The organism is Mesorhizobium sp. Z1-4 (genome assembly GCF_004000235.1).
Taxonomy (GTDB): Bacteria; Pseudomonadota; Alphaproteobacteria; order Rhizobiales; family Rhizobiaceae; genus RCIO01.
Genome location: NZ_RCIO01000001.1, coordinates 744,543 through 770,731, shown reverse-complemented (window position 1 = coordinate 770,731; position 26,189 = coordinate 744,543). Strand labels below are relative to the sequence as shown.

Annotated in this window: 23 protein-coding genes and 1 tRNA gene; 10 read left to right on the top strand and 14 right to left on the bottom strand. The window is 62.2% G+C overall.

What is annotated here, in order from left to right; all coding sequences use genetic code 11:
* Nucleotides 1–143 precede the first annotated feature (143 nt).
* Nucleotides 144–1,118 (top strand): threonine synthase, encoded by a 975-nt coding sequence (locus EP165_RS03670; protein ID WP_206075858.1) that lies wholly within the window; start codon nucleotides 144–146, stop codon nucleotides 1,116–1,118.
* Nucleotides 1,119–1,590: 472 nt separating this feature from the next.
* On the opposite strand, the gene EP165_RS03665 is transcribed toward EP165_RS03670, so the two are convergent.
* Nucleotides 1,591–1,666: transfer RNA gene (locus EP165_RS03665), tRNA-Thr, on the bottom strand.
* Nucleotides 1,667–1,917: 251 nt separating this feature from the next.
* Here EP165_RS03665 and EP165_RS03660 point away from each other — a divergent pair.
* The 4 genes from EP165_RS03660 (at nucleotide 1,918) to EP165_RS03645 (ending at nucleotide 6,172) form a co-directional block, all read left to right on the top strand.
* Complete coding sequence (locus EP165_RS03660; protein WP_127520183.1) at nucleotides 1,918–2,403, top strand: (2Fe-2S)-binding protein; 486 nt, start codon at nucleotides 1,918–1,920, stop codon at nucleotides 2,401–2,403.
* 118 nt (nucleotides 2,404–2,521) lie between these two features.
* Nucleotides 2,522–4,864, top strand: a complete 2,343-nt coding sequence (locus EP165_RS03655) for a xanthine dehydrogenase family protein molybdopterin-binding subunit (RefSeq protein WP_127520182.1) — start codon at nucleotides 2,522–2,524, stop codon at nucleotides 4,862–4,864.
* A gap of 65 nt (nucleotides 4,865–4,929) precedes the next feature.
* Nucleotides 4,930–5,730 (top strand): FAD binding domain-containing protein, encoded by an 801-nt coding sequence (locus EP165_RS03650; RefSeq protein WP_127520181.1) that lies wholly within the window; start codon nucleotides 4,930–4,932, stop codon nucleotides 5,728–5,730.
* Between the two features lie 166 nt (nucleotides 5,731–5,896).
* Nucleotides 5,897–6,172, top strand: coding sequence for a hypothetical protein (locus EP165_RS03645; protein ID WP_127520180.1), 276 nt, complete (start codon nucleotides 5,897–5,899; stop codon nucleotides 6,170–6,172).
* A gap of 36 nt (nucleotides 6,173–6,208) precedes the next feature.
* Here the strand turns inward: EP165_RS03645 and EP165_RS03640 are convergent, their stop codons facing one another.
* The 5 genes from EP165_RS03640 to polA form a co-directional block, all read right to left on the bottom strand.
* The gene (locus tag EP165_RS03640; protein ID WP_127520179.1) at nucleotides 6,209–6,856 is read right to left on the bottom strand and encodes a DUF4760 domain-containing protein; all 648 of its coding nucleotides are present in this window, start codon (nucleotides 6,854–6,856) and stop codon (nucleotides 6,209–6,211) included.
* Nucleotides 6,856–7,227 (bottom strand): hypothetical protein, encoded by a 372-nt coding sequence (locus EP165_RS03635; protein ID WP_127520178.1) that lies wholly within the window; start codon nucleotides 7,225–7,227, stop codon nucleotides 6,856–6,858. The genes EP165_RS03640 and EP165_RS03635 overlap by 1 nt, the downstream gene beginning before the upstream one ends.
* 78 nt (nucleotides 7,228–7,305) lie before the next feature.
* Nucleotides 7,306–9,558, bottom strand: coding sequence for a caspase family protein (locus tag EP165_RS03630; RefSeq protein ID WP_127520177.1), 2,253 nt, complete (start codon nucleotides 9,556–9,558; stop codon nucleotides 7,306–7,308).
* A gap of 81 nt (nucleotides 9,559–9,639) precedes the next feature.
* Nucleotides 9,640–10,269 (bottom strand): LysE family translocator, encoded by a 630-nt coding sequence (locus tag EP165_RS03625; protein WP_127520176.1) that lies wholly within the window; start codon nucleotides 10,267–10,269, stop codon nucleotides 9,640–9,642.
* Nucleotides 10,270–10,277: 8 nt separating this feature from the next.
* A complete protein-coding gene (gene polA / locus EP165_RS03620; protein ID WP_127520175.1) occupies nucleotides 10,278–13,205 on the bottom strand; it encodes a DNA polymerase I in 2,928 nt (975 codons plus the stop codon).
* Nucleotides 13,206–13,592: 387 nt separating this feature from the next.
* On the opposite strand from polA, the gene EP165_RS03615 reads away from it, so the two are divergent.
* Together EP165_RS03615 and EP165_RS03610 are read left to right on the top strand one after the other, a co-directional pair.
* Nucleotides 13,593–14,216, top strand: a complete 624-nt coding sequence (locus tag EP165_RS03615; RefSeq protein WP_127520174.1) for a hypothetical protein — start codon at nucleotides 13,593–13,595, stop codon at nucleotides 14,214–14,216.
* A 93-nt stretch (nucleotides 14,217–14,309) separates the two neighbouring features.
* Entirely contained in the window at nucleotides 14,310–15,695 is a 1,386-nt protein-coding gene (locus EP165_RS03610) for a dipeptidase (protein WP_127520173.1), read from the top strand.
* Between the two features lie 6 nt (nucleotides 15,696–15,701).
* Here the strand turns inward: EP165_RS03610 and EP165_RS03605 are convergent, their stop codons facing one another.
* The gene (locus tag EP165_RS03605; RefSeq protein WP_127520172.1) at nucleotides 15,702–16,460 is read right to left on the bottom strand and encodes a hypothetical protein; all 759 of its coding nucleotides are present in this window, start codon (nucleotides 16,458–16,460) and stop codon (nucleotides 15,702–15,704) included.
* Between the two features lie 67 nt (nucleotides 16,461–16,527).
* On the opposite strand from EP165_RS03605, the gene EP165_RS03600 reads away from it, so the two are divergent.
* Together EP165_RS03600 and EP165_RS03595 are read left to right on the top strand one after the other, a co-directional pair.
* Nucleotides 16,528–16,965, top strand: coding sequence for a MarR family winged helix-turn-helix transcriptional regulator (locus tag EP165_RS03600; protein ID WP_127520171.1), 438 nt, complete (start codon nucleotides 16,528–16,530; stop codon nucleotides 16,963–16,965).
* A 70-nt stretch (nucleotides 16,966–17,035) separates the two neighbouring features.
* The gene (locus tag EP165_RS03595; protein ID WP_127520170.1) at nucleotides 17,036–17,653 is read left to right on the top strand and encodes a ribonuclease D; all 618 of its coding nucleotides are present in this window, start codon (nucleotides 17,036–17,038) and stop codon (nucleotides 17,651–17,653) included.
* Between the two features lie 21 nt (nucleotides 17,654–17,674).
* On the opposite strand, the gene EP165_RS03590 is transcribed toward EP165_RS03595, so the two are convergent.
* A complete protein-coding gene (locus tag EP165_RS03590; RefSeq protein ID WP_127520169.1) occupies nucleotides 17,675–18,202 on the bottom strand; it encodes a cytochrome b in 528 nt (175 codons plus the stop codon).
* A gap of 28 nt (nucleotides 18,203–18,230) precedes the next feature.
* Entirely contained in the window at nucleotides 18,231–19,331 is a 1,101-nt protein-coding gene (locus tag EP165_RS03585; protein WP_127520168.1) for an acyltransferase family protein, read from the bottom strand.
* A 177-nt stretch (nucleotides 19,332–19,508) separates the two neighbouring features.
* Here EP165_RS03585 and EP165_RS03580 point away from each other — a divergent pair, with 177 nt between their 5' ends.
* On the top strand, nucleotides 19,509–21,635 hold the full coding sequence (locus EP165_RS03580; protein ID WP_127520167.1) for a transglycosylase domain-containing protein: 2,127 nt from the start codon (nucleotides 19,509–19,511) through the stop codon (nucleotides 21,633–21,635).
* A 7-nt stretch (nucleotides 21,636–21,642) separates the two neighbouring features.
* Here the strand turns inward: EP165_RS03580 and EP165_RS03575 are convergent, their stop codons facing one another.
* Genes EP165_RS03575 through EP165_RS03555 form a run of 5 tightly spaced genes read right to left on the bottom strand, consistent with a single transcriptional unit; the run spans nucleotide 21,643 to nucleotide 26,077 of the window.
* Nucleotides 21,643–22,482 (bottom strand): alpha/beta fold hydrolase, encoded by an 840-nt coding sequence (locus EP165_RS03575; RefSeq protein ID WP_127520166.1) that lies wholly within the window; start codon nucleotides 22,480–22,482, stop codon nucleotides 21,643–21,645.
* Entirely contained in the window at nucleotides 22,479–23,594 is a 1,116-nt protein-coding gene (locus EP165_RS03570; protein WP_501981645.1) for a branched-chain amino acid ABC transporter permease, read from the bottom strand. The genes EP165_RS03575 and EP165_RS03570 overlap by 4 nt, the downstream gene beginning before the upstream one ends.
* Nucleotides 23,595–23,598: 4 nt before the next feature.
* A complete protein-coding gene (locus EP165_RS03565; RefSeq protein WP_127520165.1) occupies nucleotides 23,599–24,594 on the bottom strand; it encodes a branched-chain amino acid ABC transporter permease in 996 nt (331 codons plus the stop codon).
* Nucleotides 24,594–25,316, bottom strand: a complete 723-nt coding sequence (locus EP165_RS03560; protein WP_127520164.1) for an ABC transporter ATP-binding protein — start codon at nucleotides 25,314–25,316, stop codon at nucleotides 24,594–24,596. The genes EP165_RS03565 and EP165_RS03560 overlap by 1 nt, the downstream gene beginning before the upstream one ends.
* Nucleotides 25,313–26,077: an ABC transporter ATP-binding protein gene (locus EP165_RS03555; protein WP_127520163.1), complete on the bottom strand. Its 765-nt coding sequence runs from the start codon at nucleotides 26,075–26,077 to the stop codon at nucleotides 25,313–25,315. The genes EP165_RS03560 and EP165_RS03555 overlap by 4 nt, the downstream gene beginning before the upstream one ends.
* Nucleotides 26,078–26,189 lie beyond the last annotated feature (112 nt).

Below are 26,189 nucleotides of genomic sequence, written 5' to 3'. Positions count from 1 at the left end.
GATGCGGCCACAACCTTCCGGTTGATGACTATCAGGAAGGGTGTCCGCAGTGTGCCGGCAGCAGCGAGCCTTCGAGCTTGGCTGCAACCTATGGCAAGAAGTTCTCGCCGGCGGAGTGGCAGACAGCGGGCGCGGGGCGGGGGATGGCTCGCTTCGGAGCTTTGCTTCCCTATCGTGATTTCCTCACGCTGGGCGAGGGCGACACACCTCTGGTCGAGGACCGGTATCTGGCGGCCCAGCTTGGCGTTGGGGAACTTTATCTGAAGAACGAATTTCAGAATCCGACCGGTTCGCACAAAGATCGCATGAGTGCTCTGGTGTGCGCGCGGGCACTGGATCTCGGCGGACGTCCTGTTGTAGCGGCCTCAAGCGGAAACGCTGGTGCCTCCGTCGCCGCATATGCCGCCGCGGCCGGTCTGCCGTGCACGATTGTCACCACGCAGCATGTCGCGCCCACCTGGCGCGAAGCCATCGAAATCACCGGCGCAAATGTGCTCTATGCAAACGACGCGAAAGCGCGCTGGCTTATCGTGGCAGACCTTGTTCGCAACGAGGGATATCTTTCAGCCACCAATTTTCTTGTGCCGCCGGTCGGCAGCAACCCGTTTGGTGTCGAGGGCTACAAGACAGTCGCCTATGAAATGCATGAGGAAAGGCCCGATGGGCTCGATGCGGTTGTGGTGTCGGTAGCGCGCGCAGACCTTATGTGGGGCATCTACAAGGGATATCGCGACCTGATCGATGCCGGCCTTGCCGCCAGGATGCCCCGCCTGTTTGCCGTTGAACCGTATCCGAGACTCTCGAGGGTGCTGGCGGGGGAGCCGCTGGCCGGCGATTTTCCTGGTACGACAAGCATGTCGTCGATCGGAGGCAGCACGGTCACCTATCAGGCGGTCGACGCTGTACGGGGCAGCGATGGCGGAGCCGTTGCGGTCAATGACGCCGAGACTGACGCCGCGCGACAGGAAATGGGACGGCGCGGCTTTTATCTGGAAAGATCGGCAGCAGCGACCGTCGCTGGGCTCCGGAAGCTGCTGGCGCGGGACGAGCTCTCCCAAAATTCGCGTGTCGCACTTATCGCGACATCCAGCGGATACAAGGACCCGAGCCTGACTTAGCAGGTTTCGGGATTGGGCATGAGTTGCCGCCAAGTCGAAGTATCGCATGAAGGCCTGGGCGGCCGCCCACGCTGCCGGCCCTTTTGAGATATCTCAGCGGAGGATGGCCGGTCTCTGGCGAGGCAGGGACCGGGATCCCCTGTTTGAAGTCAGGGCGCACCCTTCCGCGACATCAGCCCCGCGGCATCTGCGGTTCCGGGCCACTTCCCACAGGTGTCCGTCAGGATATCAGTAAATAGCCAGCGTACCGCCATAGAACGTAACCCGCGGTGCCGTGATAGTCATTGCGCCTGCACGCCGGGCAGCACGGACGATGTCAGCGACATCCTCCCGATGCCACGGAGAGAAAACGGGACTGCGGCGTCTACCTGACCTCGGATGCCCCCGAATTCCCGGTCTCTAGCGGATAACCCATTGAAAATGCGACGCTATCTAAAGCGACGCCGGAGGCTGTCAAAACTGGAGGACAGGCTGGTGCCGCTTACGTGACTCGAACACGTGACCCCATCATTACGAATGATGTGCTCTACCAACTGAGCTAAAGCGGCTCCGGAGCGGCAAAGCGCCGCCGGATTGCGCGCGTGATAGCCGCTCCGCTGTGCGAGATCAAGCGCCACCTTAACCTGCTTCAATTCGCACCTATGCGCGATCGCGCATAAATATCGGGCAGTTTTGGGCCAGCCCGATCCGCGCATTGGCAATTGGTTTAACTGCCATGGACTCCTGCCCCCGCTGCGCTAATCTTCCAGTACCCAGTCGCACAGTCAGGCGTGCGAGCGAGGCATTTGGAGGAGGATTCATGTCTGAGGTTTCAATGGTCGTGAACGGCAGGGAGGTTTCCGGAGCCGTTGAGGACCGGACCCTGCTCGTGCATTTTCTGCGCGAGACTTTGGGCCTGACCGGCACCCATGTCGGTTGCGACACGTCCCAGTGCGGCGCCTGTGTGGTGCATCTGGACGGCAAGGCCGTGAAATCCTGCTCGGTGCTTGCCGCGCAGGCTGCGGGCTCCGAGGTCGTCACCATCGAGGGGCTGGCGCCGGGCGCCGACCTGCACCCTGTGCAGGCTGCCTTTAAGGAAAATCACGGCCTGCAATGCGGCTTCTGCACGCCGGGCATGATCATGGCGGCTGTCGACATGATCAACCGGCATCCAGGCGGTCTCGACGAAAAAACCGTGCGCGCCGAGCTTGAGGGCAATATCTGCCGCTGCACAGGCTACCACAACATCGTCAAGGCCATTCTTGCTGCTTCCGAAGCGATGGCGAAGAGCAAGAAGGCCGCCTAGTGAGGGGAACAGGGTTGTAGGGGAGTAAGGCAGCAGGGAAACCATAGCCGACCTCCCTGCTGCCTTACTGCCCTACTCCCTTACTCCCTTCCTGCACTGGTTCTGGAGGAGAACTCTGATGGGTATGGAAGGCATTGGCGCCCGGGTGGCGCGCAAGGAAGACAAGAGGTTTGTGACCGGCGCCGGCCGCTATGTCGACGACATGGTCGTGCCGGGCATGAAACACGCCGCGTTTGTGCGCAGCCCACACGCGCACGCCGAGATCAAGGGCATCGACGTAAGCGCGGCGCAAAAGATGCCTGGCGTCATTGCCGTGCTGACCGGCAAGGAACTCAAGACAGACGGTATCGGCAACATCATCTGCGGCTGGATGATCCACTCCAAGGACGGCTCGCCCATGAACATGGGCGCCTGGTCGCCGCTGGCGGTGGATCGTGTACGCTATGTCGGCGACGCTGTGGTCATCGTAGTGGCGGACACCAAGGGCCAGGCGCGCGATGCGGCCGAGGCCGTCGATGTCACATATGAGGAGAAAGGCGCGGTCACGGACGCTGTTTCGGCGCTGAAGAATGGCGCTCCGCAGCTTCATCCCGAGGCCGCCAACAATCTGATCTACGATTGGGAGATCGGCGACGCCGCAGCTGCCGACAAGGCGATTGCATCGGCTGCGCATGTGACGACGATGCATATCGTCAACAACCGGCTGGTGCCAAATGCGATGGAGCCGCGCGCGGCGCTCGGCCACTACGACAAAGCCGAGGACCACTACACCTGCTGGACAACCTCGCAGAACCCGCATGTGGCGCGCCTCGTCATGAGCGCGTTCTACAATGTGGCGCCCGAAAACAAGCTGCGTGTGATCGCGCCAGATGTCGGCGGCGGCTTCGGCTCCAAGATCTACATCTACCCCGAAGAGATCGTCTGCCTGTGGGCCTCCAAGAAGTCCGGCGTGCCGGTCAAATGGGTGGCCGACCGCACAGAAAGCTTCCTCACCGATGCGCATGGCCGTGACCATGTCACGGAGGTTCAACTGGCGCTCGACGCTGACAACAAGATCACTGGCCTCAAGGTCGACACGATCGCCAATTTCGGCGCCTACATGTCGCTCTTTTCCAGCGCGGTGCCGACTTATCTCTATGCGACGCTGCTGTCTGGCCAGTATGTGATCCCGGCAATCCACTGCAACGTGCGGGCGGTCTACACCAACACCGCGCCCGTCGATGCCTATCGCGGGGCAGGGCGGCCGGAGGCGACATATCTTCTGGAGCGCATTATGGAGACCGCAGCGCGCGAGGTCGGCATGTCGCCCGCCGATTTCAGAAGCAGGAACTTCATCCGCGAGTTTCCGTATCAGACGCCGGTGATCATGAATTATGACGCGGGCGACTACGAAACCTCATTGAACGCCGCGATGAAAGCCGCCGACTATGACGGCTTCGCCGCCCGCCGCGACGCCGCGAAGAAGAACGGTAAGCTGCGCGGCATCGGCATGAGTTGCTACATCGAGGCATGCGGCATCGCGCCGTCTGCCGCGGTTGGGTCGCTCGGCGCCGGCGTCGGCCTTTGGGAAAGTGCGGAAGTGCGCGTCAATGGCGTCGGCACTATCGAGGTGCTGACCGGCTCGCACAGCCACGGCCAGGGCCACGAGACCACATTCGCCCAGCTTGTCGCCGACCGTTTCGGCGTGCCGCTGGATTCGGTTTCCATCGTCCATGGCGACACCGACAAGGTGCAGATGGGCATGGGCACCTACGGCTCGCGCTCCGGCGCGGTCGGCATGTCGGCCATTGCCAAGGCGCTCGACAAGGTGGAGGCCAAGGCCAAGAAGATCGCCGCGCATCTGCTTGAGGCGGACGAGGGCGACATCGTCATCGAAAACGGCGAACTCAAGGTTGCAGGCACCGACAAGACAGTGCCCTGGTTCCAGATGGCGCTGGCTGCCTATACCGCGCACAACCTGCCCGAAGGCATGGAGCCGGGCCTGAAAGAAGGCGCGTTTTATGACCCGTCCAACTTCACCTTCCCCGCCGGCTGCTACATCTGCGAGGTTGAGGTCGACCCTGAAACGGGCCGCACCGAGATCGTGCAGTTCGTGGCCGCCGACGACTTCGGCAACATCATCAATCCGATGATCGTGGAAGGGCAGGTTCATGGCGGCATCGCCCAGGGCGTTGGCCAGGCGCTGCTTGAGGGCTGCCAGTATGACGCCGGCTCCGGCCAGCTCGTGACGGCAAGTTACATGGATTACACCATGCCGCGAGCCGACGATCTGCCCTCGTTCAAGGTTTCGACCTCGAACACGCCGTGCCCGTCCAACCCGCTCGGCATCAAGGGCTGCGGCGAGGCAGGCGCGATCGGTTCACCGCCGGCGGTCATCAACGCCATCACCGACGCGATCGGCAACAACGATCTGACAATGCCGGCCACGCCGCAGAAGGTGTGGGCAGCATTGAACGCCTGAGATTGAGGAAGCAACCGCAGGGCCTGCGCCAGAAGGCGCGGCCCGCGAGCCAAGAGGACAAATAGATGTATCAGACCAATTATCACCGCGCTTCCTCCGTCGATGAGGCGGCCGGTCTGTTGAAGAAGGCCGATGACGGCAAATTCGTTTCCGGCGGCATGACGCTCATTCCGGCGATGAAGCAGCGGCTTGCCGCTCCTTCCGACCTGATCGACCTGCGTCACATCAAGGACCTGAAAGGCGTCAAGGTTTCGGGCAAGTCGGTCACCATCGGCGCCGCCACCACCCACGCCGAAGTCGCCAGCAATGCCGACCTCGCCAAAGTGTGCCCGGCCATGTGCCATCTGGCGGCGCATATCGGCGATCCGCATGTCCGCCACATGGGCACGATTGGCGGCTCCGTTGCCAACAACGACCCGGCGGCGGATTATCCGGCAGCTCTTCTGGCGCTCGACGCAACGGTCGTTACCAACCAGCGCGAAATCGCTGCGGCGGATTTCTTCACCGGCCTGTTCGAAACGGCATTGAATGAAGACGAGATCGTCACCGCCATTTCCTTTAACGCGCCCGACAAATGCGGCTACGCCAAGTTCCCGAACCCGGCCTCGCGCTACGCCATGACCGGCGTGTTCGTGGCAAGCTCGGGTGGCGGCGTAAAGGCTGCGGTCACCGGCGCTGGCGATGACGGCGTGTTCCGGTCGTCTGAAGTCGAGTCGGCACTTTCGAAATCCTTCGATGCCGCGGCGCTCGATGGCGTGTCGGTTTCTGCCGGCTCACTGATGAGCGACATCCACGCCTCGGCCGACTACCGCGCCAATCTCGTCGTGGTGATGGCGAAACGCGCGGTCGCAGCCGCCAACGGCTGAATGGAAATACAGAGTTGAAAAGAGGCCCGCTTCGGCGGGCCTTTTTTATTCCGTTGTATTGTCAATATTTCGAGCAGCACGAAAGATTGATATCTCCAAAGTAAAAATGGGAATGACGCGCACCACATGCTAGAATTTCCTTCGTGAGAACACGGAGGAGGTGCGGATGAAGGATTGGCTGGCCGAGAAGTTCATCCCGCTTGGGATTGCCTCCGCCATATGTGACGTCGGCTGGCGCTTCCTGTCGAAATTCGGATTCGAATATATTGCGAGCATCGCGGTCGAGAATTCATGGACCTTCAATCAAACGCTGATTGCCACATATGCAATCGGCGCTCTGGATATCTTGGCCAGCGCGTTTTGGTGGGCGTTCATATTCGGATTGGCGTTCCGAATCTTAGCTCATTTGGAGAAGGCGGGGTCAGCCGAACCAGCACAGTAGGTCAGCCATGACCCATGTCTGAATCGGAGCTGGCTCCTAGCCCTTCAGGCTCGCGACATATTTTTCCAGCGGCGCGCCGTAGTTCGGCGCCACGCCGCCGCGCTGCTCGGTGATATAGCCGCCGAAATATGCCCAGAACGACGAAGCGAAATCGCCGAAATATCCGTCCACGACCTCCTTCGAGCACAAGCCGCCATCGACACAGAAGGCCATGCGGTTGAGGAAATAGAGCATGCGGTCGAAATGCGCCTGGAACGTATCGGCTGGCATCGTGCCGCCATCGGACTGCATCGCCGCCACGCCGAGGCGGTCGAAATAGACGGCGCGTTCCGCAGCGGTCGCATTCTTGTCGAGCAATTCGCCGAACTGGGCGTTGAGCGCATCGAGCCGTTCGCCGATCGCCTGCTGCGCGGCCTGAAACTCCGGCTTCTCCCATAGCTCGATGAGTTGCAGCGTGCGCTCGACGCGGTTTTCCTCCCGCGTGTCGAGATATTGCAGCACCGAGAAAATGCCGCCGACGATGATCAGCACGCGCACCGCGAAGCCGGACCAGGCATAGGACCAGACGCGCCAGTCACGGGATTTGAAGGGGTTGTCGTCGCCGTTTTCCAGATCGGAATCCGGTTCGGTCTGCGATGCGCGCCGGCTCATTTGTTGCGCGGTGGCGGGCCCGAGGCTCGTCATCAGCAATCCCCGAGATCGATCTGCGCGGAGGGGTCGAGCTCCGTTTCCGGGTCTTCCAGCTTTCGCTTCAGACACACAAGCTGCGAAAGGGACAGGAAGAACTTCCGGCTTGGCTGCGCGGAGCCGGCCGCGCTGGGGCCCTTGAGTGCAGCCACCACGCCGCGTTCCTCTTCGCAGTCTTCGAGATTGATTGCCACTGTCGCAGCCGAACGGCTTTCAAGCAGCGGGTATTGCTCCAGGAAACAGCTGGCCAGCGCGGAATTAATGACGACCGATTTCGCGCAAAGCCCGCATGCCTGCTCTGCCGCCGCACTTGCGTGGGCGCCGGCGAGCATCAGCGAAAGCGATGCGGCAATCGTTCGTCTCAGCATTCGATTTCGTCCGGTTGCGGCTGCTGCGGTGAAAATAGCCGCCGCCGCGACTTTTGGATAGCGGCGGCAGGCTGCTCATTATTCGGTTGGCTTATTCTCGAGCGGGTAGATCAGCACCGCACCCTTCGAAGCGGGCGCCTGGCCAAGCTTCATCGCTCCGCGTGTCGAGGGCGCATCGCCAATGTCGCGCAGCAGGCCTGCAAAGCCTTCCGGATGCGCCGCCGAGCGCGTCATCACGCGCACGCCTTCCTGAGCGAGAAAGCTCAGGTCTTCCGTGGTGGTGATTGCGGTTCCTTCCGTCAGCACCACCACCATGCGCTCTACGCCGAAGCTCTCGTCGTTGAACTGAAGCAGCGGCAGCTCGACGTCTGCGCCGTCATGCAGCCGCTCGGCATACATATGGCTGATCGAATAGTCGGAACCGATATAGAGTACGTTGATATCGACGGGACGCCCGGAGCGGTTATGTGCTTCCAGATGCACCTGGTCGCCCGGATGCACCACCGGTGTGGTCGCTGCTTCCAGGGGGGCCAGTTCGTTGCTTTCCGCTGGCTTCACTTTGAACGCGACCTCGAACTCGCTGTCGTCGAAATTGTTGGCGGCTGCGAGACGCGCGAGGTTGGTGGCGCGGAATATCCGGGTCAGATTGTCGGCAACCTCGGTCTTGAGACCCTCCTGCGTGCTGCCCTGCAGCCCGATCGAGGGTGGGCGGCGGCCTTCCATGAGCGAAATCTCTGCCGTCGGCGGCAGGAACCACAGCCGCGGCGCGTCGCTGATCGCGTTGCGTGTGCCGGTGTCGATTGTCGCCGACATGGCACCCGGTCCGGCGTCGGCCACCAGCAGCGCAACGTCCTGCTCGCTGAGAACCGCCATCTTCAGGTCGGCATCGTCCTCGGGGTCGACAAGGCGGATTTTGACCGGTGTGTCCTCGTTGGCGGCAATTTCATCGAGCAATCGGTTGCTGGCCGCTACTTCTCCGGCAAACGTCGAACTCGCCGCCGGGCGCGCAACCACCAGTTCGGTGTCGAACGCTACTTCTGTCAGGCGCGCATAGGCACCGTCTGGAACGTCGCGGGGGTTGATCCTTGCATTGCCTGCAAATTCCACCGTGCCGAGCTTTGCCGTGAGCGACTGCGCGGAGCGCACCTCGGCATAACCGATCGCGTCTTCTATGGCGTCGGCCGGCGAATTGAGCAGCGCAAGCCGCGTGCCTGGCGCCAGCCGGTGCAGGGTGCCGGCGGGAATGGTCATGCCGCTGGGCTCGATCTTTACGCGCCATTGCTGCACGAATTCGCCACTCGACGTGCCGAACACCGGCGTGTCGAGATTGCCTTCGAACAGCGGCGTCGGGCGTGTTCGGTTTTGCGCGGCGTATTCCTGCATCACGCTCTGGCCGAGCTGGCGGTAGCTCATGGCAGGGTTCTGTGCGAGCTTGGAAAAAAGCGTGTAGGTGAAGAGGCCGAGTTTTTTTGCATCCTCGCTGCCGCGCGGCAGCGGCATTTCGGGCGTGGTCTCCACGGTCTGGGCGGCGAAGAACGCCACCATGCCGCCGGGCGCGATAGCCTCCGCGCCGGTTGGCGAGGCATCGCCATCGCCGGCCGTCTGTTTGGCATAAAGTGCCAGCGCGCGGGTTTCCTCGCGCTCCAGGCTGCGGGTGGATGCACCGGCGGCTTCTTTCAGCGCATCCGTAAAGGCCTGTTCGGGAATGCCGAGCTGATCGGGATCGATCTTGCGGTTGGTCACGTCGCCGTCGAGCGCGCGTGTCGCCGTGCCCGAATGGCAGGCGTCGATGACGATCCACACGAACGCGCCCTTGTCGCGGATCGCCTGCACCGCCGCACCTATTTCGTCATCGGGAAAGGCCGAAGGAATGCCCTTGGAACGGTCGACCCAGGGTGCGATGTCGGCGGGCAGGAACACCTCGTCCAGCCCGTCTGGCTCTGAGGTCACATCCGCAGCGGGCTGCTGGATGCCGTGGCCGGAAAAATGCAGATAAACGAAGTCGCCGCGCTCGGATTTCGCGGCGGCTTCGGCCAGCGCGTCGAGAATGGCCTGCCGTGTCGGCGAGATCGTCGCACCTTCGAGCCCGTCGGCAAGCACGGTCACGTTTTCGGGCGCGAACGGCACCGGCGCGCTGGTGGTAAGATATTCACGCACGAGCTGGGCATCGTTGTTGGGGCCGACGAGGTCGGCGCCCTGTACGTTCGGATATTTGGTCACCGCAACCAGAACGGCGCGGTTGGTGCGCGCTTCCGCGTCAGTCAGCACCGCCCCGCCGGCAAGCAGCGTCACGGTGGCCGCGAGCGTGCGCGCACAAATCCCGATTCTCATTCAAATCTCCCAACCCAAAGAAACCCAAGCCGTGCTCAGCTTCTACAGGAATGGGGCGGGATTGGGGAGGCGCCGCCGCCGCTACCGCGCCGTGGACCAGCCGAACCAGATGGCGACTGCGGCAAGCAGCAGGGAAAGTGTGCGTCGCGCCATCATTTCACGCCGGGGATCGTTGAGCAGGGGCTCCAGTGCACCTGCGGCAGCTACGATGCCTGCGTGAATTAAAGTTGCCACAAGCACATAGACCGCTGTCAGCAGCATCGTCTGCTGCATGATTGGGAGAGCCGGCTCAATGAAGGTCGGCAGCACGGCGACATAAAACACAGCGGCTTTCGGGTTCAGAATGTTGGTCACCAGCCCGCGCATGAAATAGCGCCGGTCTGACTGGCCGGTTGGCGATACAACGTCGGTGCCTTGCCGCCAGCCGTCCCATGCGAGGTAGAGCAGAAACACAATTCCTGCCCAGCGCAGCGCGTCATAGGCAACGTCCGATGCCTGTATCAGCTCCGCCACGCCGAACGCGGCCAGCGCGCCGATGACTGCAAGCCCGAGCGCCACCCCGGCTACCGTCGCAAAGCCCGGCCGCCGGCCCTCCGAGGAGGCAACCAGCGCCAGATAGGCCATGTTCGGCCCAGGCGTCAGCTCGATCAGAAACGAGGTGAGCGCAAAGGACGCGATGACCGGCAGATAGGCGGGGTCGAATGCGAACATCTGGCCGTCTAGTGCGCCTCGTCCCAGTTGTCGGCGGCGCGGGCGTCGACATGCAGCGGCACCGCCATGGAAATTGCCGGCATTGCGGCATTCTCCATGATGTCGCGGATCACGGGCATGGCCGGTTCCACATCCGCTTCGGGCGCTTCGAATATCAGTTCGTCATGCACTTGCAGCAGCATCTGCACGTTCGTCAGCTTGGCGTTGTCGAGAGCGGCGTCCATACGCACCATCGCACGGCGGATGATGTCGGCGGCCGAGCCCTGGATCGGCGCGTTGATCGCAGCGCGTTCGGAAAATGCGCGATGCTGCGGGTTGGACGCGCGGATTTCGGGATAATGCGCCCGTCGCCCGAATATCGTTTCCACATAGCCGTGCTCGCGGCAGAACGCTTTGGTGTTTTCCATGTAGTCGCGAATGCCGGGAAAGCGTTCGAAATATTTGTTGATGTAGTCGCTCGCTTCCGAGCGTTCGATGCCGAGCTGATTTGCAAGGCCGAAAGCCGAAATGCCGTAGATGATGCCGAAATTGATCGCCTTGGCGCGGCGGCGCACTTCCGGCGGCATGCCTTCCACAGGTACGGAGAACATCTCGGATGCCGTCATCGCGTGAATGTCGACACCGTCTTCGAACGCTTTCCTGAGCTGCGGAATGTCGGCCACATGGGCGAGCACGCGCAGTTCGATCTGGCTGTAGTCGGCCGAGATCAGCTTGTTGCCGGGTTCTGCGATGAAGGCGGCGCGGATCTTGCGGCCTTCCACTGTCCGGATCGGAATATTCTGCAGGTTCGGCTCCGACGATGAAAGCCGTCCGGTCGTGGTCGAGGCCAGTGCATAGGATGTGTGAACGCGCTTCGACTGCGGGTTGATATAGTCGGGCAGGGCGTCCGTATAAGTCGATTTCAGCTTGGTGACCTGGCGCCAGTCGACGATCTTGCGCGGCAGCTCGTGCCCTTCTGCCGCCAGCTCTTCAAGTATCTGCGCGGAGGTCGACCACTGCCCGGTCTTGGTCTTGCTGCCGCCGGGAAGCCCCATCTTGCCGAACAGAATATCGCCGAGCTGCTTCGGCGAGCCAATGGTGAAGCGCTCGTCTGCAAGCTCGTAGATTTCGTCTTCCAGCGCCGCCGCGCTCTGTGCGAATTCGCCCGAAAGCCGCGACAGGATCTGCCGGTCGACCGAGATGCCGCGCTGTTCCATGCGGCCAAGCACGCTGACGAGGGGGCGTTCCAGGCGCTCATATACGCTCGCCAGCCCCTTCGAGATCAGCCTCGGTTTGAGCGCCAGCCACAGCCGCAGCGTAACGTCGGCGATTTCGCCTGCGTATGCGGCGGCTTTGTCTACCGCCACCAGGTCGAAAGTGACCGCGCTGCGCCCGCTGCCTGTGAGTTCCTTGAGCGCGGTTGGCGTGTGGCCGAGCCAGCGCTCGGCGAGCGCTTCCATGTTCTGCCCGCCCGAGCCGGCGTCGGTCACATAGGACAGCAGCATCGTGTCGTCATAGTTGACGATGTCGATGCCATGCCTGTTCATCACGACGAGATACTGCTTGAGGTTCTGGCCGATCTTCAGGATCGAGCGGTCCTCAAGCACCGACTTGAGCACGGCAAGCGCATCGCGCACCGCTATCTGGCCGTCCACCAGCCCGCCGCCGAGCAAATCGCTGTCGCGGTCCTTGTGCGCCAGCGGCACATAGGCCACGCGGCCGGGTGTGATCGCCAGCGCGAAACCGACCAGCTCGGCCTGCATGGGATCGGGCGACGTGGTCTCGACATCGAACGCAAAATGCCCGAGCTCCCGCGCTTCCTCCGCCCATTTCTGCAGCGTGTCGACGTCGCGCACGGTCTCGTATCCAGCGTTATCCACGTCCTGCGCAACGATCTGCTCAGCCCGCTTCGCAGCAAGGGCCGCCGGCGCATATTCCTTTTCGCCGGACGTGTTGGCGCCATCGCCGTCGGCTGTGTTTTCGGTATTGCCGGAGCCGACATCTGGGCCGTGCGCGTCGCTGCCCCACTCCACTTTCACCTGCACCGGGTCGATCTCGCCGGCTTCCGCGCCCGTTTCCTCGGCAACGCGCCGGGTCAGCGAGGAAAATTCCATCGTCTTCAAAAAGCCGATCAGCTTGGGTCCGTCAGGCGGCTGCAGCGCGAATTGGTCGATCGTCTCCTTGACCGGAACGTCCATTTTCAGCCGCACCAGCTCGCGCGAAATGCGCGCCTTTTCGGCGTGTTCGATCAGGTTTTCGCGGCGTTTCTGCTGTTTGATTTCACCGGCGCGCTCAAGCAGCGTGTCGAGATCGCCATATTCATCCAGCAGCTGCGCCGCTGTCTTCGGGCCGATGCCGGGTACGCCCGGTACATTGTCGACCGAGTCGCCGGTGAGCGCCTGCAGGTCGATCATTTTGTCGGGCCCGACGCCCCATTTCTCCATCACTTCGGAAATGCCGATCTCACGGTCTTTCATCGGATCGTACATGCCGACATGGTCGGTCACGAGCTGCATCAGATCCTTGTCTGAAGAGATGATCGTGGTGTCGCCGCCCGCTTCGCTCATCTGCCGGGCATAGGTGGCGATCAGGTCGTCGGCCTCGAATCCTTCCAGCTCGATGCAGGGCAGGTTGAAGGCTTTGGTCGCCTCGCGGATCAGCCCGAACTGCGGAATGAGGTCTTCCGGCGGCTCGGAGCGGTTCGCCTTGTAGTCGGAATAGATTTCATGACGGAACGTCTTCGACGAATAGTCGAAAATCACCGCCAGATGGGTCGGCACGACGCCGACATCGGTGTTGCGCGCATCGAGCATCAGCTTCCACAGCATGTTGCAGAAGCCGGACACCGCGCCCACCGGCAGGCCGTCGGATTTGCGGGTCAGCGGCGGCAGCGCGTGGTATGCGCGGAAAATGTAGCCGGAACCGTCAATGAGGAAGAGATGATCGCCTTTTGCCATGGGGCGAAGGGGTAGCCTGCGCTCGCCGCTGTGTCCATTGCTAAGAGCCGTTCCTGACAACGCTCCTGACGCAGTGCAGCATGCTCACGCCTTCGTTACACAACTGTAATGTTGACGCCCTTGAATCGCCATCATCGCAGTCACAAATCCTAGTCATCGGCAATTTTCGCCGGGTCCGGACATAGGCCCGTCCCCCGCCTACCCGGACATCTAAGACGGCAGCCTCATCCCCCTCTCCGGGCTGCCGTCCAGTTTGAAGTAACGCCGCCGTGGTTCCCCCTCCACCACGGCGGCACTTTTTTGTTCGATACGCTTGTGCTGCTTAACGGAAATCTTGCCATTTCCCGGCATATTCGGCGCGAAAATTGTCCGGCGGAGCATAAATTGATGGCAACACATCTCCGTTTTCTGAAACAGCGGTCCGGCGCGGCGGATCTGCCCGCCGGCATTGCGGTCCGGTACGCTGTCTGTTCCGATGTGAACGGCCAGATTGCGGAGCCGCGCATCGTTTTCGACCTCGAAAAGCCGCATCTGGGGGGCGGTGCGCAATGCCGCGGCGCCGACGGGCAGGCCCTGACGGTCGATTGGTCGGCGCGCGAGCCGGGGACGTGGCGTCTCATCGACGCCGGCGGCGCGGTTGTCGCTGTTGCTTCGCGGCGCGGCGGGTTGAAATCCGGTATCCGGCTGACCTCCGCGCAGAATGACGTGCTCGCCGAGTTCGTGGACCCTGCATCGGTCTCCCGGCAAATATTGCGTTCGGTCCTCAACGGCAGCAATTGCACCTATCTTTGCCTTGCGGGCGACAAACCGCTTGGCCAACTCGTGCGGCTGCCGCGCGGCGGACAAAGGTCCGCCGGTATGGTCGGTCGGCTGAAGGGGCTTCTTGCGACCCACGACTGGGTGTTCGTGTCTGAGGGAGCAGGCGAACTCGGCGCACGCGAGGAGCATCTTGAGCCGGTCGTCTTCGCTGCACTGGTTGCCATCGTCGATCTCGAATTCGCCGACGCCTGATTTTCCGGCCGAGCTGCTACCGCCTTTCCTTTTCCCGTCAGCCGGAGATAGGATCGCCAGCAATTCTACGCTCCTGCATTCCGAGGAAATTTCATGTCCGAACTCGCTTCCGTCCTCGCCCGGATCGACACCGATCTGGACGCCAGTCTCGAACGTCTTTTTGCACTGCTTCGCATCCCTTCGATTTCGACCGATCCGGCCTTCAAGTCCGAATGCCGCGCCGCAGCCGAATGGCTCGCGGAAGACCTGAAGTCGATCGGTTTCGAAGCAAGCGTGCGCAATACCGAAGGCCACCCCATGGTCGTCGGTCACCATGACGGCCCGCGGCCTGATGCGCCGCACGTTCTTTTCTATGGACATTACGATGTACAACCGGTCGATCCGCTGTCGCTTTGGAACGACGATCCCTTTGTTCCGGCGGTGAAGGAGGTCGATGGCGTGCGTGTCATCACCGGGCGCGGTTCGTCCGACGACAAGGGGCAGCTTATGACGTTTGTCGAAGCATGCCGCGCCTACAAGGCGGTCCACGGCTCTCTCCCCTGCCGGGTGACGCTTCTCTTCGAGGGCGAGGAGGAGTCCGGTTCGCCGTCGCTGCACCCGTTTCTCAAGGCCAATGCGGATGAGCTGAAGGCCGACTTTGCCATGGTCTGCGACACCGGCATGTGGGACGCACAGACGCCGGCCATCACCACCGGGCTGCGCGGCCTCGTGGGCGAGGAGATCACGATCCATGCCGCCGACCGGGACCTGCATTCCGGCGAATATGGCGGCGCCGCGGCCAACCCGATCCGCATCCTGGCGAAAATCCTGGCCGACATGCATGACGAGACGGGACGGGTCACGATCCCCGGCTTTTACGATGGCGTCGAGGAAACGCCTGTCCAGGTCAAGCAGTCTTGGGACAAGCTCGGCATGACAGCCGAGAAGTTTCTCGGCGAGATTGGACTTTCGGTCCCTTCCGGCGAAAAGGGCCGGTCCGTTCTGGAACTCGTATGGGCGCGGCCGACGGCCGAGTTCAACGGCATCTCCGGTGGCTACGAGGGCGACGGCTTCAAGACCGTCATTGCCGCAAAGGCGTCGGCCAAGGTGTCGTTCCGGCTGGTTCACCAGCAGGACCCGGAGAAGATAAGGGCCGCGTTCCGCGCCTTCGTCGAGCAGCGCCTGCCGGCCGATTGCCGGGTCGAGTTTCAAAAGCACGGCTCCGGGCCTGCCATTCAGCTGGCATTCGATTCGCCGATGGTAACAAGCGCGAAATCCGCTCTCTCCGACGAATGGGGCAAACCCGCGCTCACCATTGCGATGGGCGGCTCTATTCCCATTGTCGGCGACTTCCAGTCGATGCTCGGCATGGATTCGCTGCTGGTCGGCTTCGGTCTCCATGACGACCGCATCCATTCGCCCAATGAGAAGTACAACGTCACGTCCTTCCACAAGGGGCAGCGCTCTTGGGCGCGCATTCTGGATGCGATCGCGTCGTAGGCCGGGTCAGGCCAGCCGGTAGAGGATGGGAATTGCGGCGGTATCGTTCGCCTCGAAATGCGCCAGCACATAGCGGCCGAAGCTGCGCTTGAAGAGCAGCGAGGGCACGATGTCGCTTAGGCTGTCCCACCGGCAGTGATTGATGATCGTATACCGTGCACCCTGCTGGTCGAGTGGCCGCGTCAGCACCGAATTGTCGAGGCCGGTCTGGTCCTGGAACCAGCCGGCCGTGTAATCCCACACGGCCAGATTCTGGGTTTCGTCGGCAGCAAAGAAATAGTTGAGAAGGAACACTCCGTCTCGGCTGTGATCCACCTCGCCGATGCGCCTTAGATTGGCGCCCACCATGCGGTAGCAGTGTTTTGCCGCCTCGTTCATGCGGGCTTCAATGGCGGCGAATTCAGGCAGCGCAGCCACTGTGGCCGCTTCTTCCGGCGTCGTGACCCTTACCAGAAGCGCAACGTCATACCGTGCAATATGCACATCTGGCCGCTTCTCGAGAAAAGCTCCGCGTCCTGGCGGAATGAGCAGCGCCTTGAATAGGGTCGCTTCCTCGACAGCGGCATGCGTTTTCAGCGTCGGAAGCAGCGCCTTGATGTCGGCGATCAGGCGCTTCTTGGCGGCGCTTTCGATGAAATAGCCGATCGGCGGACGGCGATCGACTTCGCCCGCAAGCAGCACATAACCCCGGCCGTTGGGTTCCGTGAGCGAAACCTTTGGAAAAGTGCCGGCATCTTTCAGTCTGACGAGGTCGTGGTTTGTCATTTTTTCCCGCTTTCAGCAGTTTGGCGGTATCAGTCCGCCAAATAGGTGTAATATACACATAATAGCTATGAACTCATTTGTCGACAAGCCGCCATACTGGATCAACCGCGCCGCCTTCCTCTTCCGCGCCGAGCTTCAGCGCGCCTTCGCGGCGGACGGGATCGACATCACGCCGGAGGAATGGGCCCTGCTGATGGTGCTGCGGGAGCGTAGGCCGCTGACGGTAGGGGCTCTGGCCGAGCTCACAATGCGCGATCGCACGACGGTGACACGCTTTCTCGACACGCTTTCCGGCAAGGGGCTGGTGACACGCGCGGCGGATGAAAAGGATCGCCGCCGCACCCTGATTGGTTTGTCGGCGCAAGCCGAGCACCTCTTCCCGCGCATGCTTGGCCATGTCGAAGCCATGATCGGCCGCGCCGGGCGCGGAATTTCGCGTGAAGAGATGGCGACGACCCTCTCCGTACTCCAGCGGCTGATTTCGAACCTGAACGAAAAGGATTGAAAGGTCTGTGCGCATTGCTCCGTGCCCGGCATCCGGCTAATCAGGCCGACAACCAAGCCGGAGCTGCCCAATGACGATTCGTTTTCATCGCCACGACCTGCCCGACCTCGCAAACTATGATGTCGATGCGGTTGCGATCGACACCGAGACATTGGGGCTTAACCCGCTGCGCGACCGGCTCTGTGTCGTCCAGATTTCGCCGGGCGACGGTACCGCCGACGTGATCCAGATATCCAGGGGGCAGAAGAAGGCTCCGAACCTCGTCAGCCTGCTGCGCGACCGGAAGGTGACCAAGCTGTTCCATTTCGGCCGCTTCGATCTGGCAGTGCTTTTTCACACCTTTGGCGTCATGCCGCAGCCGGTGTTCTGCACGAAGATCGCCTCGCGGCTGACCCGCACCTACACCGACCGCCACGGCCTCAAGGACATCTGCTCGGAATTACTCGGCATCAGCCTGTCCAAGGTACAGCAATCGTCTGACTGGGCGGCAGAAACGCTGAGCCCCGAACAGCTGGAATATGCCGCGTCCGACGTGCTTTATCTGCACCGGCTGCGCGATGTGCTGGTGGAGCGGCTGGAGCGCGAGGGCAGGGCGAAGGAGGCCGACGCCTGCTTCCGCTTTTTGCCCACGAGGGCGAAACTCGATCTGATGGGCTGGGACGAAGAAGACATCTTCGCCCACAGCTAGAGAGCCCGGTAGCCGCGTGGCTCAGCCGGGATCTGCCTCGCTGGCTCGCATGCGCAACCCTGCAAACGCCGGCAGCATGCGCGAAAGCACACCGTCCAGCCGCACGGCGTGCAGAAGTGCCGCCCCGGCGTGAATGGCGACCAGTGCCAAGGTGACATTCCACAACAGGACATGGACCTGGCCTGCACCACCCCACAGATAGGCCGTCACAAAACCTGTTGCGGCTTGCGCCATCAGGGAAAGATACAATCCCCAATGAACAGCTCCGGACAAGCGCTGTAGCATCTGTGGCTGCCCGGACGGCGCCGGCACGGGCCGGAAAATGCGCAGCAGAACGCGGACACCGACGAGCAGTCCGATCGTCATTCCGGAGTAGTTGTGAATGGCGTGGAGCAAAAGGTCGGTGGCAGAGGGTGGCAGCAGTGTTCCGTGCGTCCTGTGAATCGCACCCGATGTCAGCCATTGCGTTAGGATCAGTACGACAACGCCCCAATGCAGGGCGATGCGGTAGGCCGGATAGCGGAACGCGGTCGCGGACGCTGTGGTCAAGGTTGCATCCTCTGCTTTGGCGCGCCAGCTATTCCGCTGGCTGCAACTTGTCGGATCGATTGCTGGGACGGTCGATCTTGGCCCAGTCCGGCCGCTCGAACAGGAACGAACCGTAGCCGCTCCATTTCACCATCGCGTAGAGAATGACCGGACCGGCCACCGCAGCGATTGTTGTCAGCAGCGAGATCGTGCCGATGTCGGCGATGATGCCCGTCTTCAGCAGCACCGTGCGCGTCACCGCCATGGGCAGGAAGAACGCCAGATAGACGACGATGGAATGCGCGCCGAGCCAGGTTAGCCAGGCGCTCCAGCGATGCCCTGATATCAGCGCCGCAACGCTGATCACGACGAAAATGCCCGCGCTGGCCAGCATGATGGATACGAATGGAAGTTCGGCGATGCCGCCCGTCGCGCCGGAATGGCCGATATCCGGCTGAACGAATAGGGCAAGTGCTTCCGGCGCCGGCGTGAAGACAAGAATGCCGTTTAACGGCGCCCACACGGCGATGAAGGCGAGAACTTTGCCGGCGTTTTCGCGTGCCCAGTCGGCGATTGCGAAGATGTTCGTGGCAAACAGGTAGCCGGCATAAAAGTAGAAGAAGCGCCCGCAGAACTCGTCGAAGGTGATCCATCCGCTTTCGACGGGCAGTATTTCAAGCGCCGCAGCCCATGCAAGCACGAGCCAGGCGGGAAGGGTCTTGGTCAGTCTCACCACCAGGAAAAACAGCGGCAGGATATAGATGAACCATAGCGTGCCGAAGGGCTGGATATAAGCTTCGGCATAGGCTGACAGCGCGTAGAGGGGCCCTTGCTCCATCGCCATGCCGGGTGCCTTGAATGCAAACTGGATGGTCAGCCACAGCACGTAGAAATAGGCGAAATGCACGACCTTACGGTCGATGTAGCGCAGCCAGGGCCGGTCGATCACCAGACCGAGGAAAAGCCCCGAAATCAGGAAAAAGTCCGGCATGCGGAAGGGCCGGGCAAAGGAAACGACCTTGCCCATCCAGCCTTCGGCGCCGGCATAGACCTCCACGCCAAGCGTCGCGTGCACCATGACGACCATGATGATGCAGATACCTTTTGCCGTATCGACCCAGGGTATGCGGGAGCTTTCGGACGCTGACATTTCGATGACTTCCTGCGGGCATTTCTGTCGCGCGATTCTAGCCGTGGCGCGTGCCGTTTCCGTTAACGCCGGGTCAGGCCGCACCCGCTAAGCTTAACGCCCCCTTAAACAGGTCGCCCTAATTTCGCCGAGGGACGGCGTTTCGTGCGTATCGCGCGCGATGCTGCAAGGGATGTCATGACACGTAGAAAGAAGCCCCGCACGAGGATCGAGCCGCGGCTGGATGTGCCTGGACGCGGCACCAGGCCATCGTCGGCCTCCGCTGGTGCGCGCGGGCGCGCGGCCCCGGCGCGCCGGCCGCGCAAGAAGTCGGGTTCGTCCGCCCGCTCGCGCCGCCGCACAAGACGTGGCGGCGGCTTGTTCGGATTTTTGAAGACGGTCACCTACTGGTGCGTTGTGCTCGGAATCTGGGCAGGCATCGCTGCTGCCGGGGTTGTGCTTTGGTATGGCGCCCAGATGCCGTCCATGACGACCTGGGAAATCCCTGACCGCCCGCCCAATGTGCGCATCGTCTCCGTCGACGGCACGCTGGTCGCCAATCGCGGCATGACCGGCGGCGAAGCCGTCGGCCTGCACGAAATGTCGCCCTACATTCCGGAAGCCGTCATCGCGATCGAAGACCGCCGTTTCCATTCCCATTTCGGCATCGATCCGATCGGCCTTGCCCGCGCGGTATTCGAAAACCTGACTACGGGGCGCATCTCGCAGGGCGGCTCCACTATCACCCAGCAGCTGGCCAAGAACCTGTTTCTGAAGCCCGACCGTACGGTCGAGCGCAAGGTTCAGGAAGTCCTGCTCGCGATCTGGCTGGAGCACAAGCACAGTAAGCAGCAAATCCTCGAAATGTATCTGAACCGGGTCTATTTCGGCTCGGGCTCCTATGGCGTGGAGGCGGCCTCGCGCCGCTACTTCGATAAGCCTGCCAGCGACGTTTCGTTGTCGGAGGCGGCCCTTCTGGCCGGACTTCTCAAAGCACCGTCGCGACTTTCGCCCGCCCGCGACCCCAAGGCTGCGGAAAAGCGGGCGCAGGTCGTGCTGCAGGCCATGCGCGATTCCGGCATGATCGACGACAGCCAGATGACTACGGCGATGAGCGCGCCGGCCACGCGGGCAACTGCGTTCTGGACAGGCGCGGAGCACTACGTCGCCGACAAGGTAATGGAGGAGCTTCCGGGCCTGATTGGTGAAATCACCAGCGATGTGGTGGTCGAAACGACGCTCGACTTCGGCCTGCAGAAAGTCGCCGAGAATACCATTCGCCGGCTGATCGATGAAAACGGCAAGAAGCTGCATGTCAGTCAGGGCGTGCTGGTCTCGCTCGACAATACCGGCGCGGTGCGCGCCATGGTCGGCGGCTACGACTATGCCAACAGCCAGTTTGACCGCGCGACCGAGGCGCGCCGCCAGCCGGGCTCCGCCTTCAAGCCGTTCGTCTATATGGCCGCTGTCGAAAACGGCATGACGCCTGACACCATGGTGCGCGACGCGCCGGTGCGCATCGGCAAATGGTCGCCGTCAAACTTCAACGACAAATATTATGGCGATGTCTCGCTCTCCTTCGCGCTGTCGCGGTCGCTGAACTCCGTTGCTGCGCGCCTTGTCAGCCAGGTCGGCGCTAAGAGCGTCATCGAAGCTGCCTATCGCATGGGCATTGAATCCGATCTCAACAACAACGCCTCGATTGCGCTCGGCACATCGGAAGTAACGCCGCTGGAACTCACCGCCGCCTACGTGCCGTTTGCCAATGGCGGCTACCGGCCATTCGTGCATTTCATCGAGAAGGTCTCGACGCCTGAAGGCAAGGTGCTGTGGCAGCGCCGCTCGGGCGGCATTCCGCGCGTCGTCAATGCCCGCGTCGTTGGCATGATGAACACGATGATGTCGCGCACGCTGGAAGAAGGCACCGGCCGCAAGGCCTATTTCGGCTGGCCCGCCGCCGGCAAGACCGGCACCACGCAAAGCTCGCGCGATGTCTGGTTCGTCGGCTTCACCGCCAATCTGACGACCGGCGTCTGGTTCGGCAACGACGACAATTCGCCGACGAAGAAGGTCACCGGCGGCTCGCTTCCCGCACAGGCATGGCACGACTACATGGCCGCTGCCCATAGCGGCATTCCCGTCGCGTCCCTGCCGGGCTGGTCCGGCGCGGCTGTCCAGCCGAACTTCGCGCGCCGCGACGATATCGGCACGCTCATTTCAAGTGATCGCACGGCATCCATCCCACCCGAGGCCGTGGGCGAAAACGAAACCGCCCCGCCGCGCAGCCGGGTGACATCGATCCTCGACATTCTGCTCGGCAATTGAGCTGCGCCTAGCTGGCGAGAAAGTCCCGCAGCAGCCTGATCTCTTTGTCGGTTGCCAGCGTTGGCGCGTGGCCGACGCCGGCAAATTCGTGAAGTTCGGGCTTAGGCCCGCGCGCTTGCATCTGCGCTGCCACACTCGCCGGCAGCACATCCGATATCATGCCGCGGAACAGCATCGTCCTGGCGGCAATCGCGTCGTAAGCGTCCCACACGTCGAGATCGGCCTTGTGGTAGGTGAACTGGGTCACGATTTGCGGGTCGTAATGCACCGTGATGCGGCCGTCGCTCATCCGCCGTGCCGACGTGTCAGCCATCCGCCGCCAGAAGGCATCGGAATTGGGACCGAACGGCGCATAGTTTGAGCGCAGCCAGGTCTCCATCTCGATCATTGTGTCATAGGCCGGCGGATTGCCGACATAGTCGGCGATGCGCCCGGTGGCGGCCTCGGGAATGTCGGGACCGATATCGTTGATCACGAGATGGGTGATGCGATCCTTCAGCCGCCCGCCGGCAAGGGTCACGCCGATCAGCCCGCCCATCGAGGTTCCCACCCAGCGCATCTTGTCGATGCCGTAATGATCGAACAGTTCGATGGCAGCGTCGCCAAACCGCGCATACGAATAGTCGGTCGAGGCGTCCTTGGCCCAGCTCGAGAGGCCGCGCCCGGGGGTGTCTGGGCAGATCACGAAATAGCTGTCGCTGAGCGCTTGTGCCGCCTCGTCGAAGTCGCGGCCTGTGCGCGCCAGTCCGTGCCACATCACCAGTGCGGGATTCGACGGCTTGCCCCACTCAGTCACATGGATTTCGAAACCTGCCGCCGGGATATAGGTCGATTTCGGCTGGGTCATTTCGTGCCGCCTTTGCCGAGCAGTGTGCCGGCGATGCCCGCCGGGAAGAAATAGACGAGAAGGATGAAAAGCACGCCGAGCCAAAGTAGCCAGCGGTCGGGGTTCAGCAGTTCGGGCAACAGCGGAACGCCGCTCGTCGCGTCCGCCGCCACCTGCATCAGGTCTTTCAGATAGAACTGCGCGAGGCTCATGATCACGACGCCGATAATCGCGCCGATCAGTGTTCCCATGCCGCCGATCACGACCATGAGCAGAATGTCGATCATGATGGCGAAGGAAAGCGCCACCTCCGGCCCGGTATATTTGAGCCACACCGCCCGCACGATGCCGGCGAGTGCCGCGATGACGGCGGCGATGCAGAAGATCGCGGTGCGGTAAAGCACGACGCGGTAGCCTATTGCTTCTGCTCGCAGCTCGTTTTCGCGGATCGCCTCGAGCACGGTGCCGAGCGGCGAGGCGACGATGCGCGCCATGACGAGAAACAGTGCCAGCGAAGTCAGGAAGACGAAATAGTAGAGCGCGATCTTGCCATCGAGCGCCACGTCGAAGATACGCAACACCTTGCCGTCGGCGTCGGTCAGCAGCTTGGTGGCAGGCGAGAAGAAGCGCGGGATCTGGTAGGTCATTCCGTCTTCGCCGCCGGTGAAGTCCGAGAGCTGGCTGGCCAGCACTAGCATCACCGAGGCCGCGGCAAGTGTGATCATGGCAAAGAAGATCGCCTTCACGCGCAGCGACAGAAGCCCGATCAGGATCGCGAGCACAAGTGCTGCCGCAACGCCGGCCGCACCGCCGAGCAGGATCGCGTCGAAGCCGCGCCCCATCGTCTTCAATGCTATCGCCGCGCCATAAGCTCCGAGGCCGAAGAACATCGTGTGTGCGAAGGAGACGATGCCGGTGTAGCCGAGCAGCAGGTCGTAGCTCGCAACGAGCACGATGAAGACGCAGATACGCGCTGCCACTTCCTGGCTGCGAACTTCGGGGAAAAGGAACGGCGCGAACAAAAGCGCCAGCCCGATCAGCCCGACGATCGCATAGACGATCATGCGCCCGGTGCGGGCCTTGCTCATCCCGGGCGCTGAAATGGTATCATTCGCAAGGGGCTGGCTGATCATTCTCTCACCCCTTGATCGCCGGTTTCAGGCCATAGGGCCGCCACAGCAGCACCGCCATCATGAGAAGCATGTTGGAAGCCAGCGCCAGCTTCGGCATCAGAAACGCCACATAGTTTGCAGTGAGCCCCACCATGATCGCGCCGAGCAGCGACCCTTCGATCGAACCCAGCCCGCCGATGATGACGACGATGAAGACGATGATCAGCATCTCGCCGCCGAGTGCCGGCGTGATCAGCCCCTGATAGCCGGCCCACATCGCCCCGCCCATCGCGGCCAGCGCGGAGCCCGCCATGAAGACGCCGATGAAGAGCCGGTCGATGCGGAAGCCGAGCGCTTCCACCATCTCGCGGTTTTCCACGCCGGCCCGGATCAGGAGCCCGATGCGCGTGCGGTTGAGCACGAGATAAAGCGCGACATAGACGAGGAGCCCGAGCAGGAAGGCGAACACGCGGTAGATCTCGATGGCTATCGTGCCGAAGACGAAGGAACCTTCCAGCACCGCCGGTCGTGCCACCGATACCGGCGCACCGCCCCAGATGGCGAGCAGAAGCTGCTCGGCCACGATCAGCGCGCCCATCGTGATCAGGATCTGTCTCAGATGGTCGCGATAGACCGGCCGCACGATCACGCGCTCGAAAAACCAGCCCGCCGCCGCACCGAAGGCGGTTGCAGCGCAGATCGCCATGATCAGCGCAATCATGTTGAGCGCTACGCTTGATCCCGTCAGCCAGGAGCCAAGCGCGGCCAGCACCGAAGCGGCGATGAAGGCGCCGAAGGATACGAAGGCAGAATGGCCGAAATTCAGAACGTCCATTAGCCCGAACACGAGCGACAGGCCGGACGCCATGAGGAAGATCATCATGCCCATTGCGAGCCCGGCAACCGTCAGCGTTACCCAGGTCGAGGGGCTGCCGATCAGCACGAAAGCCAGCACGCCCATGATGACGGGGAGGAGATAGACGCCGCCCAGCCGCGAAAAGGTTGCGTTCAGCGTGTCCATCAATGCGCCTCCGCCATTGAAAGGCTGAGCAGCCGCGTTTGCAGCGCTTCGTCGTGCGCGAGTTCTTCCATCGAGCCGTTCCAGGCTATCCGCCCGTCGTCGATCACCGTCGCGCCACGCCCCAGCGAGCGGGCGAAATGGAAATTCTGTTCCACCAGCAGGATGGTCGTATCCCTGCCGATTTCCTGGAATGCCTCGATCATCGCGTTGATGATCGACGGCGCCAGCCCCTTGGTCGGCTCGTCGATCAGGATGAGATCGCGCGGCTCGATGATCGCCCGCGAAATCGCCAGCATCTGTTTCTGGCCGCCCGAAAGCGCGAAGGCCTGCTTGTCCCAGAACTTTTCCATGGCCGGAAACAGCTGGTAGATCCGCTTGAGCCTTGCTGCGTCGAACGCGCCGGTGGCCGAGGCCAGCCGCATGTTTTCCTCGACCGTCAGTCCGCCGAAAATGCCCATATTCTCCGGAACATAAGCAATGCCCAGCCGCGAAATGTCGGGCGTGCGAACCGCCGTGATGTCGTGATGGCGAAAGACGATGGCGCCGGAGCGTGCCCGCCAGAGCCCCATGATCGTGCGCAGCGTCGTTGTCTTGCCGGCGCCGTTACGGCCAAGAAGCACGTGCACGCCGCCTTCCGGCACATCGAAGCTCACCCCGTGCAGAATACGGTATTGCGCGATGTCGGTGTGCACATCGTCGAGCCGCAGGATCGCGTCGCTCATGCCGCTTTCTCCTGCGAAATGCCGAGATAGATTTCGCGCACGATCGGCAGCGCCATCACCTCGTCGGGTTTGCCGTCGGCAATCAGCTCGCCATTGTGCAGCACCACAATACGGTCGGCGAGTGCGCGCACCACATCCATCTTGTGCTCGACAAGCAGGATCGTCTTCGAGCTGTCCTTCTTGATCTCGGCGATCAGGTCGAGAATGACAGGCGCCTCGTCCACCGACATGCCGGCGGTCGGTTCGTCGAACATGTAGATGTCGGGCTGCATCGCCATCAGCATCGCCACTTCAAGCTTGCGCTGGTCGCCATGCGGCAGCGTCGCCGCGGGCAGGTGCGCCACGTTCTGAAGTCTGGCGCGGGCGAGAAACTCATGCGCTGCGTCACGCAGCTCGGTCAGCGCTGCGGCGCGGCGGAAAATCTGGAAACCGGCCTTGTGGTTCGCCTGCACGGCAAGCCGCACATTTTCTTCCACGGAGAGTTTCGGAAACAGGCTGGTGAGCTGGAAGGCGCGGCCAATCCCCATGCCGGCGCGAGCCGACGGCGAAAGCCGGGTGATTTCCTCGTCGCCCTTGAAAATGCGCCCCGCGCTTGGCGTGAGCTGACCCGACACGAGGTTGAACCACGTCGTCTTGCCGGCGCCGTTCGGCCCCACGATGACCGTCAGCTCGCCTGGCTGAAACGCGCAGGTGACATCGTTCACCGCGGCATGCCCGCCGAAGCGTATTGTCAGGTTTTCGGTGCGAAGAGAAGGGGTCATCGAAGTTGAGCGCCTGTCAGCAGGGTCGCGAGGGCAATAAGGCAGTAGGGCAGTAGGGCAGCGTGGCCAGGTGGAAAATTCCTATTGCCTTACTGCCCTACTCACCTGTTGC

Bases quoted from the DNA above. Each gene is read 5' to 3' on its own strand.
- EP165_RS03670 (WP_206075858.1), top strand. From the start codon at position 144: ATGGCTCGCTTCGGAGCTTTGCTTCCCTATCGTGATTTCCTCACGCTG.
- EP165_RS03660 (WP_127520183.1), top strand. From the start codon at position 1,918: ATGTCTGAGGTTTCAATGGTCGTGAACGGCAGGGAGGTTTCCGGAGCC.
- EP165_RS03655 (WP_127520182.1), top strand. From the start codon at position 2,522: ATGGGTATGGAAGGCATTGGCGCCCGGGTGGCGCGCAAGGAAGACAAG.
- EP165_RS03650 (WP_127520181.1), top strand. From the start codon at position 4,930: ATGTATCAGACCAATTATCACCGCGCTTCCTCCGTCGATGAGGCGGCC.
- EP165_RS03645 (WP_127520180.1), top strand. From the start codon at position 5,897: ATGAAGGATTGGCTGGCCGAGAAGTTCATCCCGCTTGGGATTGCCTCC.
- EP165_RS03640 (WP_127520179.1), bottom strand. From the start codon at position 6,856: ATGACGAGCCTCGGGCCCGCCACCGCGCAACAAATGAGCCGGCGCGCA.
- EP165_RS03635 (WP_127520178.1), bottom strand. From the start codon at position 7,227: ATGCTGAGACGAACGATTGCCGCATCGCTTTCGCTGATGCTCGCCGGC.
- EP165_RS03630 (WP_127520177.1), bottom strand. From the start codon at position 9,558: ATGAGAATCGGGATTTGTGCGCGCACGCTCGCGGCCACCGTGACGCTG.
- EP165_RS03625 (WP_127520176.1), bottom strand. From the start codon at position 10,269: ATGTTCGCATTCGACCCCGCCTATCTGCCGGTCATCGCGTCCTTTGCG.
- polA (WP_127520175.1), bottom strand. From the start codon at position 13,205: ATGGCAAAAGGCGATCATCTCTTCCTCATTGACGGTTCCGGCTACATT.
- EP165_RS03615 (WP_127520174.1), top strand. From the start codon at position 13,593: ATGGCAACACATCTCCGTTTTCTGAAACAGCGGTCCGGCGCGGCGGAT.
- EP165_RS03610 (WP_127520173.1), top strand. From the start codon at position 14,310: ATGTCCGAACTCGCTTCCGTCCTCGCCCGGATCGACACCGATCTGGAC.
- EP165_RS03605 (WP_127520172.1), bottom strand. From the start codon at position 16,460: ATGACAAACCACGACCTCGTCAGACTGAAAGATGCCGGCACTTTTCCA.
- EP165_RS03600 (WP_127520171.1), top strand. From the start codon at position 16,528: ATGAACTCATTTGTCGACAAGCCGCCATACTGGATCAACCGCGCCGCC.
- EP165_RS03595 (WP_127520170.1), top strand. From the start codon at position 17,036: ATGACGATTCGTTTTCATCGCCACGACCTGCCCGACCTCGCAAACTAT.
- EP165_RS03585 (WP_127520168.1), bottom strand. From the start codon at position 19,331: ATGTCAGCGTCCGAAAGCTCCCGCATACCCTGGGTCGATACGGCAAAA.
- EP165_RS03580 (WP_127520167.1), top strand. From the start codon at position 19,509: ATGACACGTAGAAAGAAGCCCCGCACGAGGATCGAGCCGCGGCTGGAT.
- EP165_RS03575 (WP_127520166.1), bottom strand. From the start codon at position 22,482: ATGACCCAGCCGAAATCGACCTATATCCCGGCGGCAGGTTTCGAAATC.
- EP165_RS03570 (WP_501981645.1), bottom strand. From the start codon at position 23,594: ATGATCAGCCAGCCCCTTGCGAATGATACCATTTCAGCGCCCGGGATG.
- EP165_RS03565 (WP_127520165.1), bottom strand. From the start codon at position 24,594: ATGGACACGCTGAACGCAACCTTTTCGCGGCTGGGCGGCGTCTATCTC.
- EP165_RS03560 (WP_127520164.1), bottom strand. From the start codon at position 25,316: ATGAGCGACGCGATCCTGCGGCTCGACGATGTGCACACCGACATCGCG.
- EP165_RS03555 (WP_127520163.1), bottom strand. From the start codon at position 26,077: ATGACCCCTTCTCTTCGCACCGAAAACCTGACAATACGCTTCGGCGGG.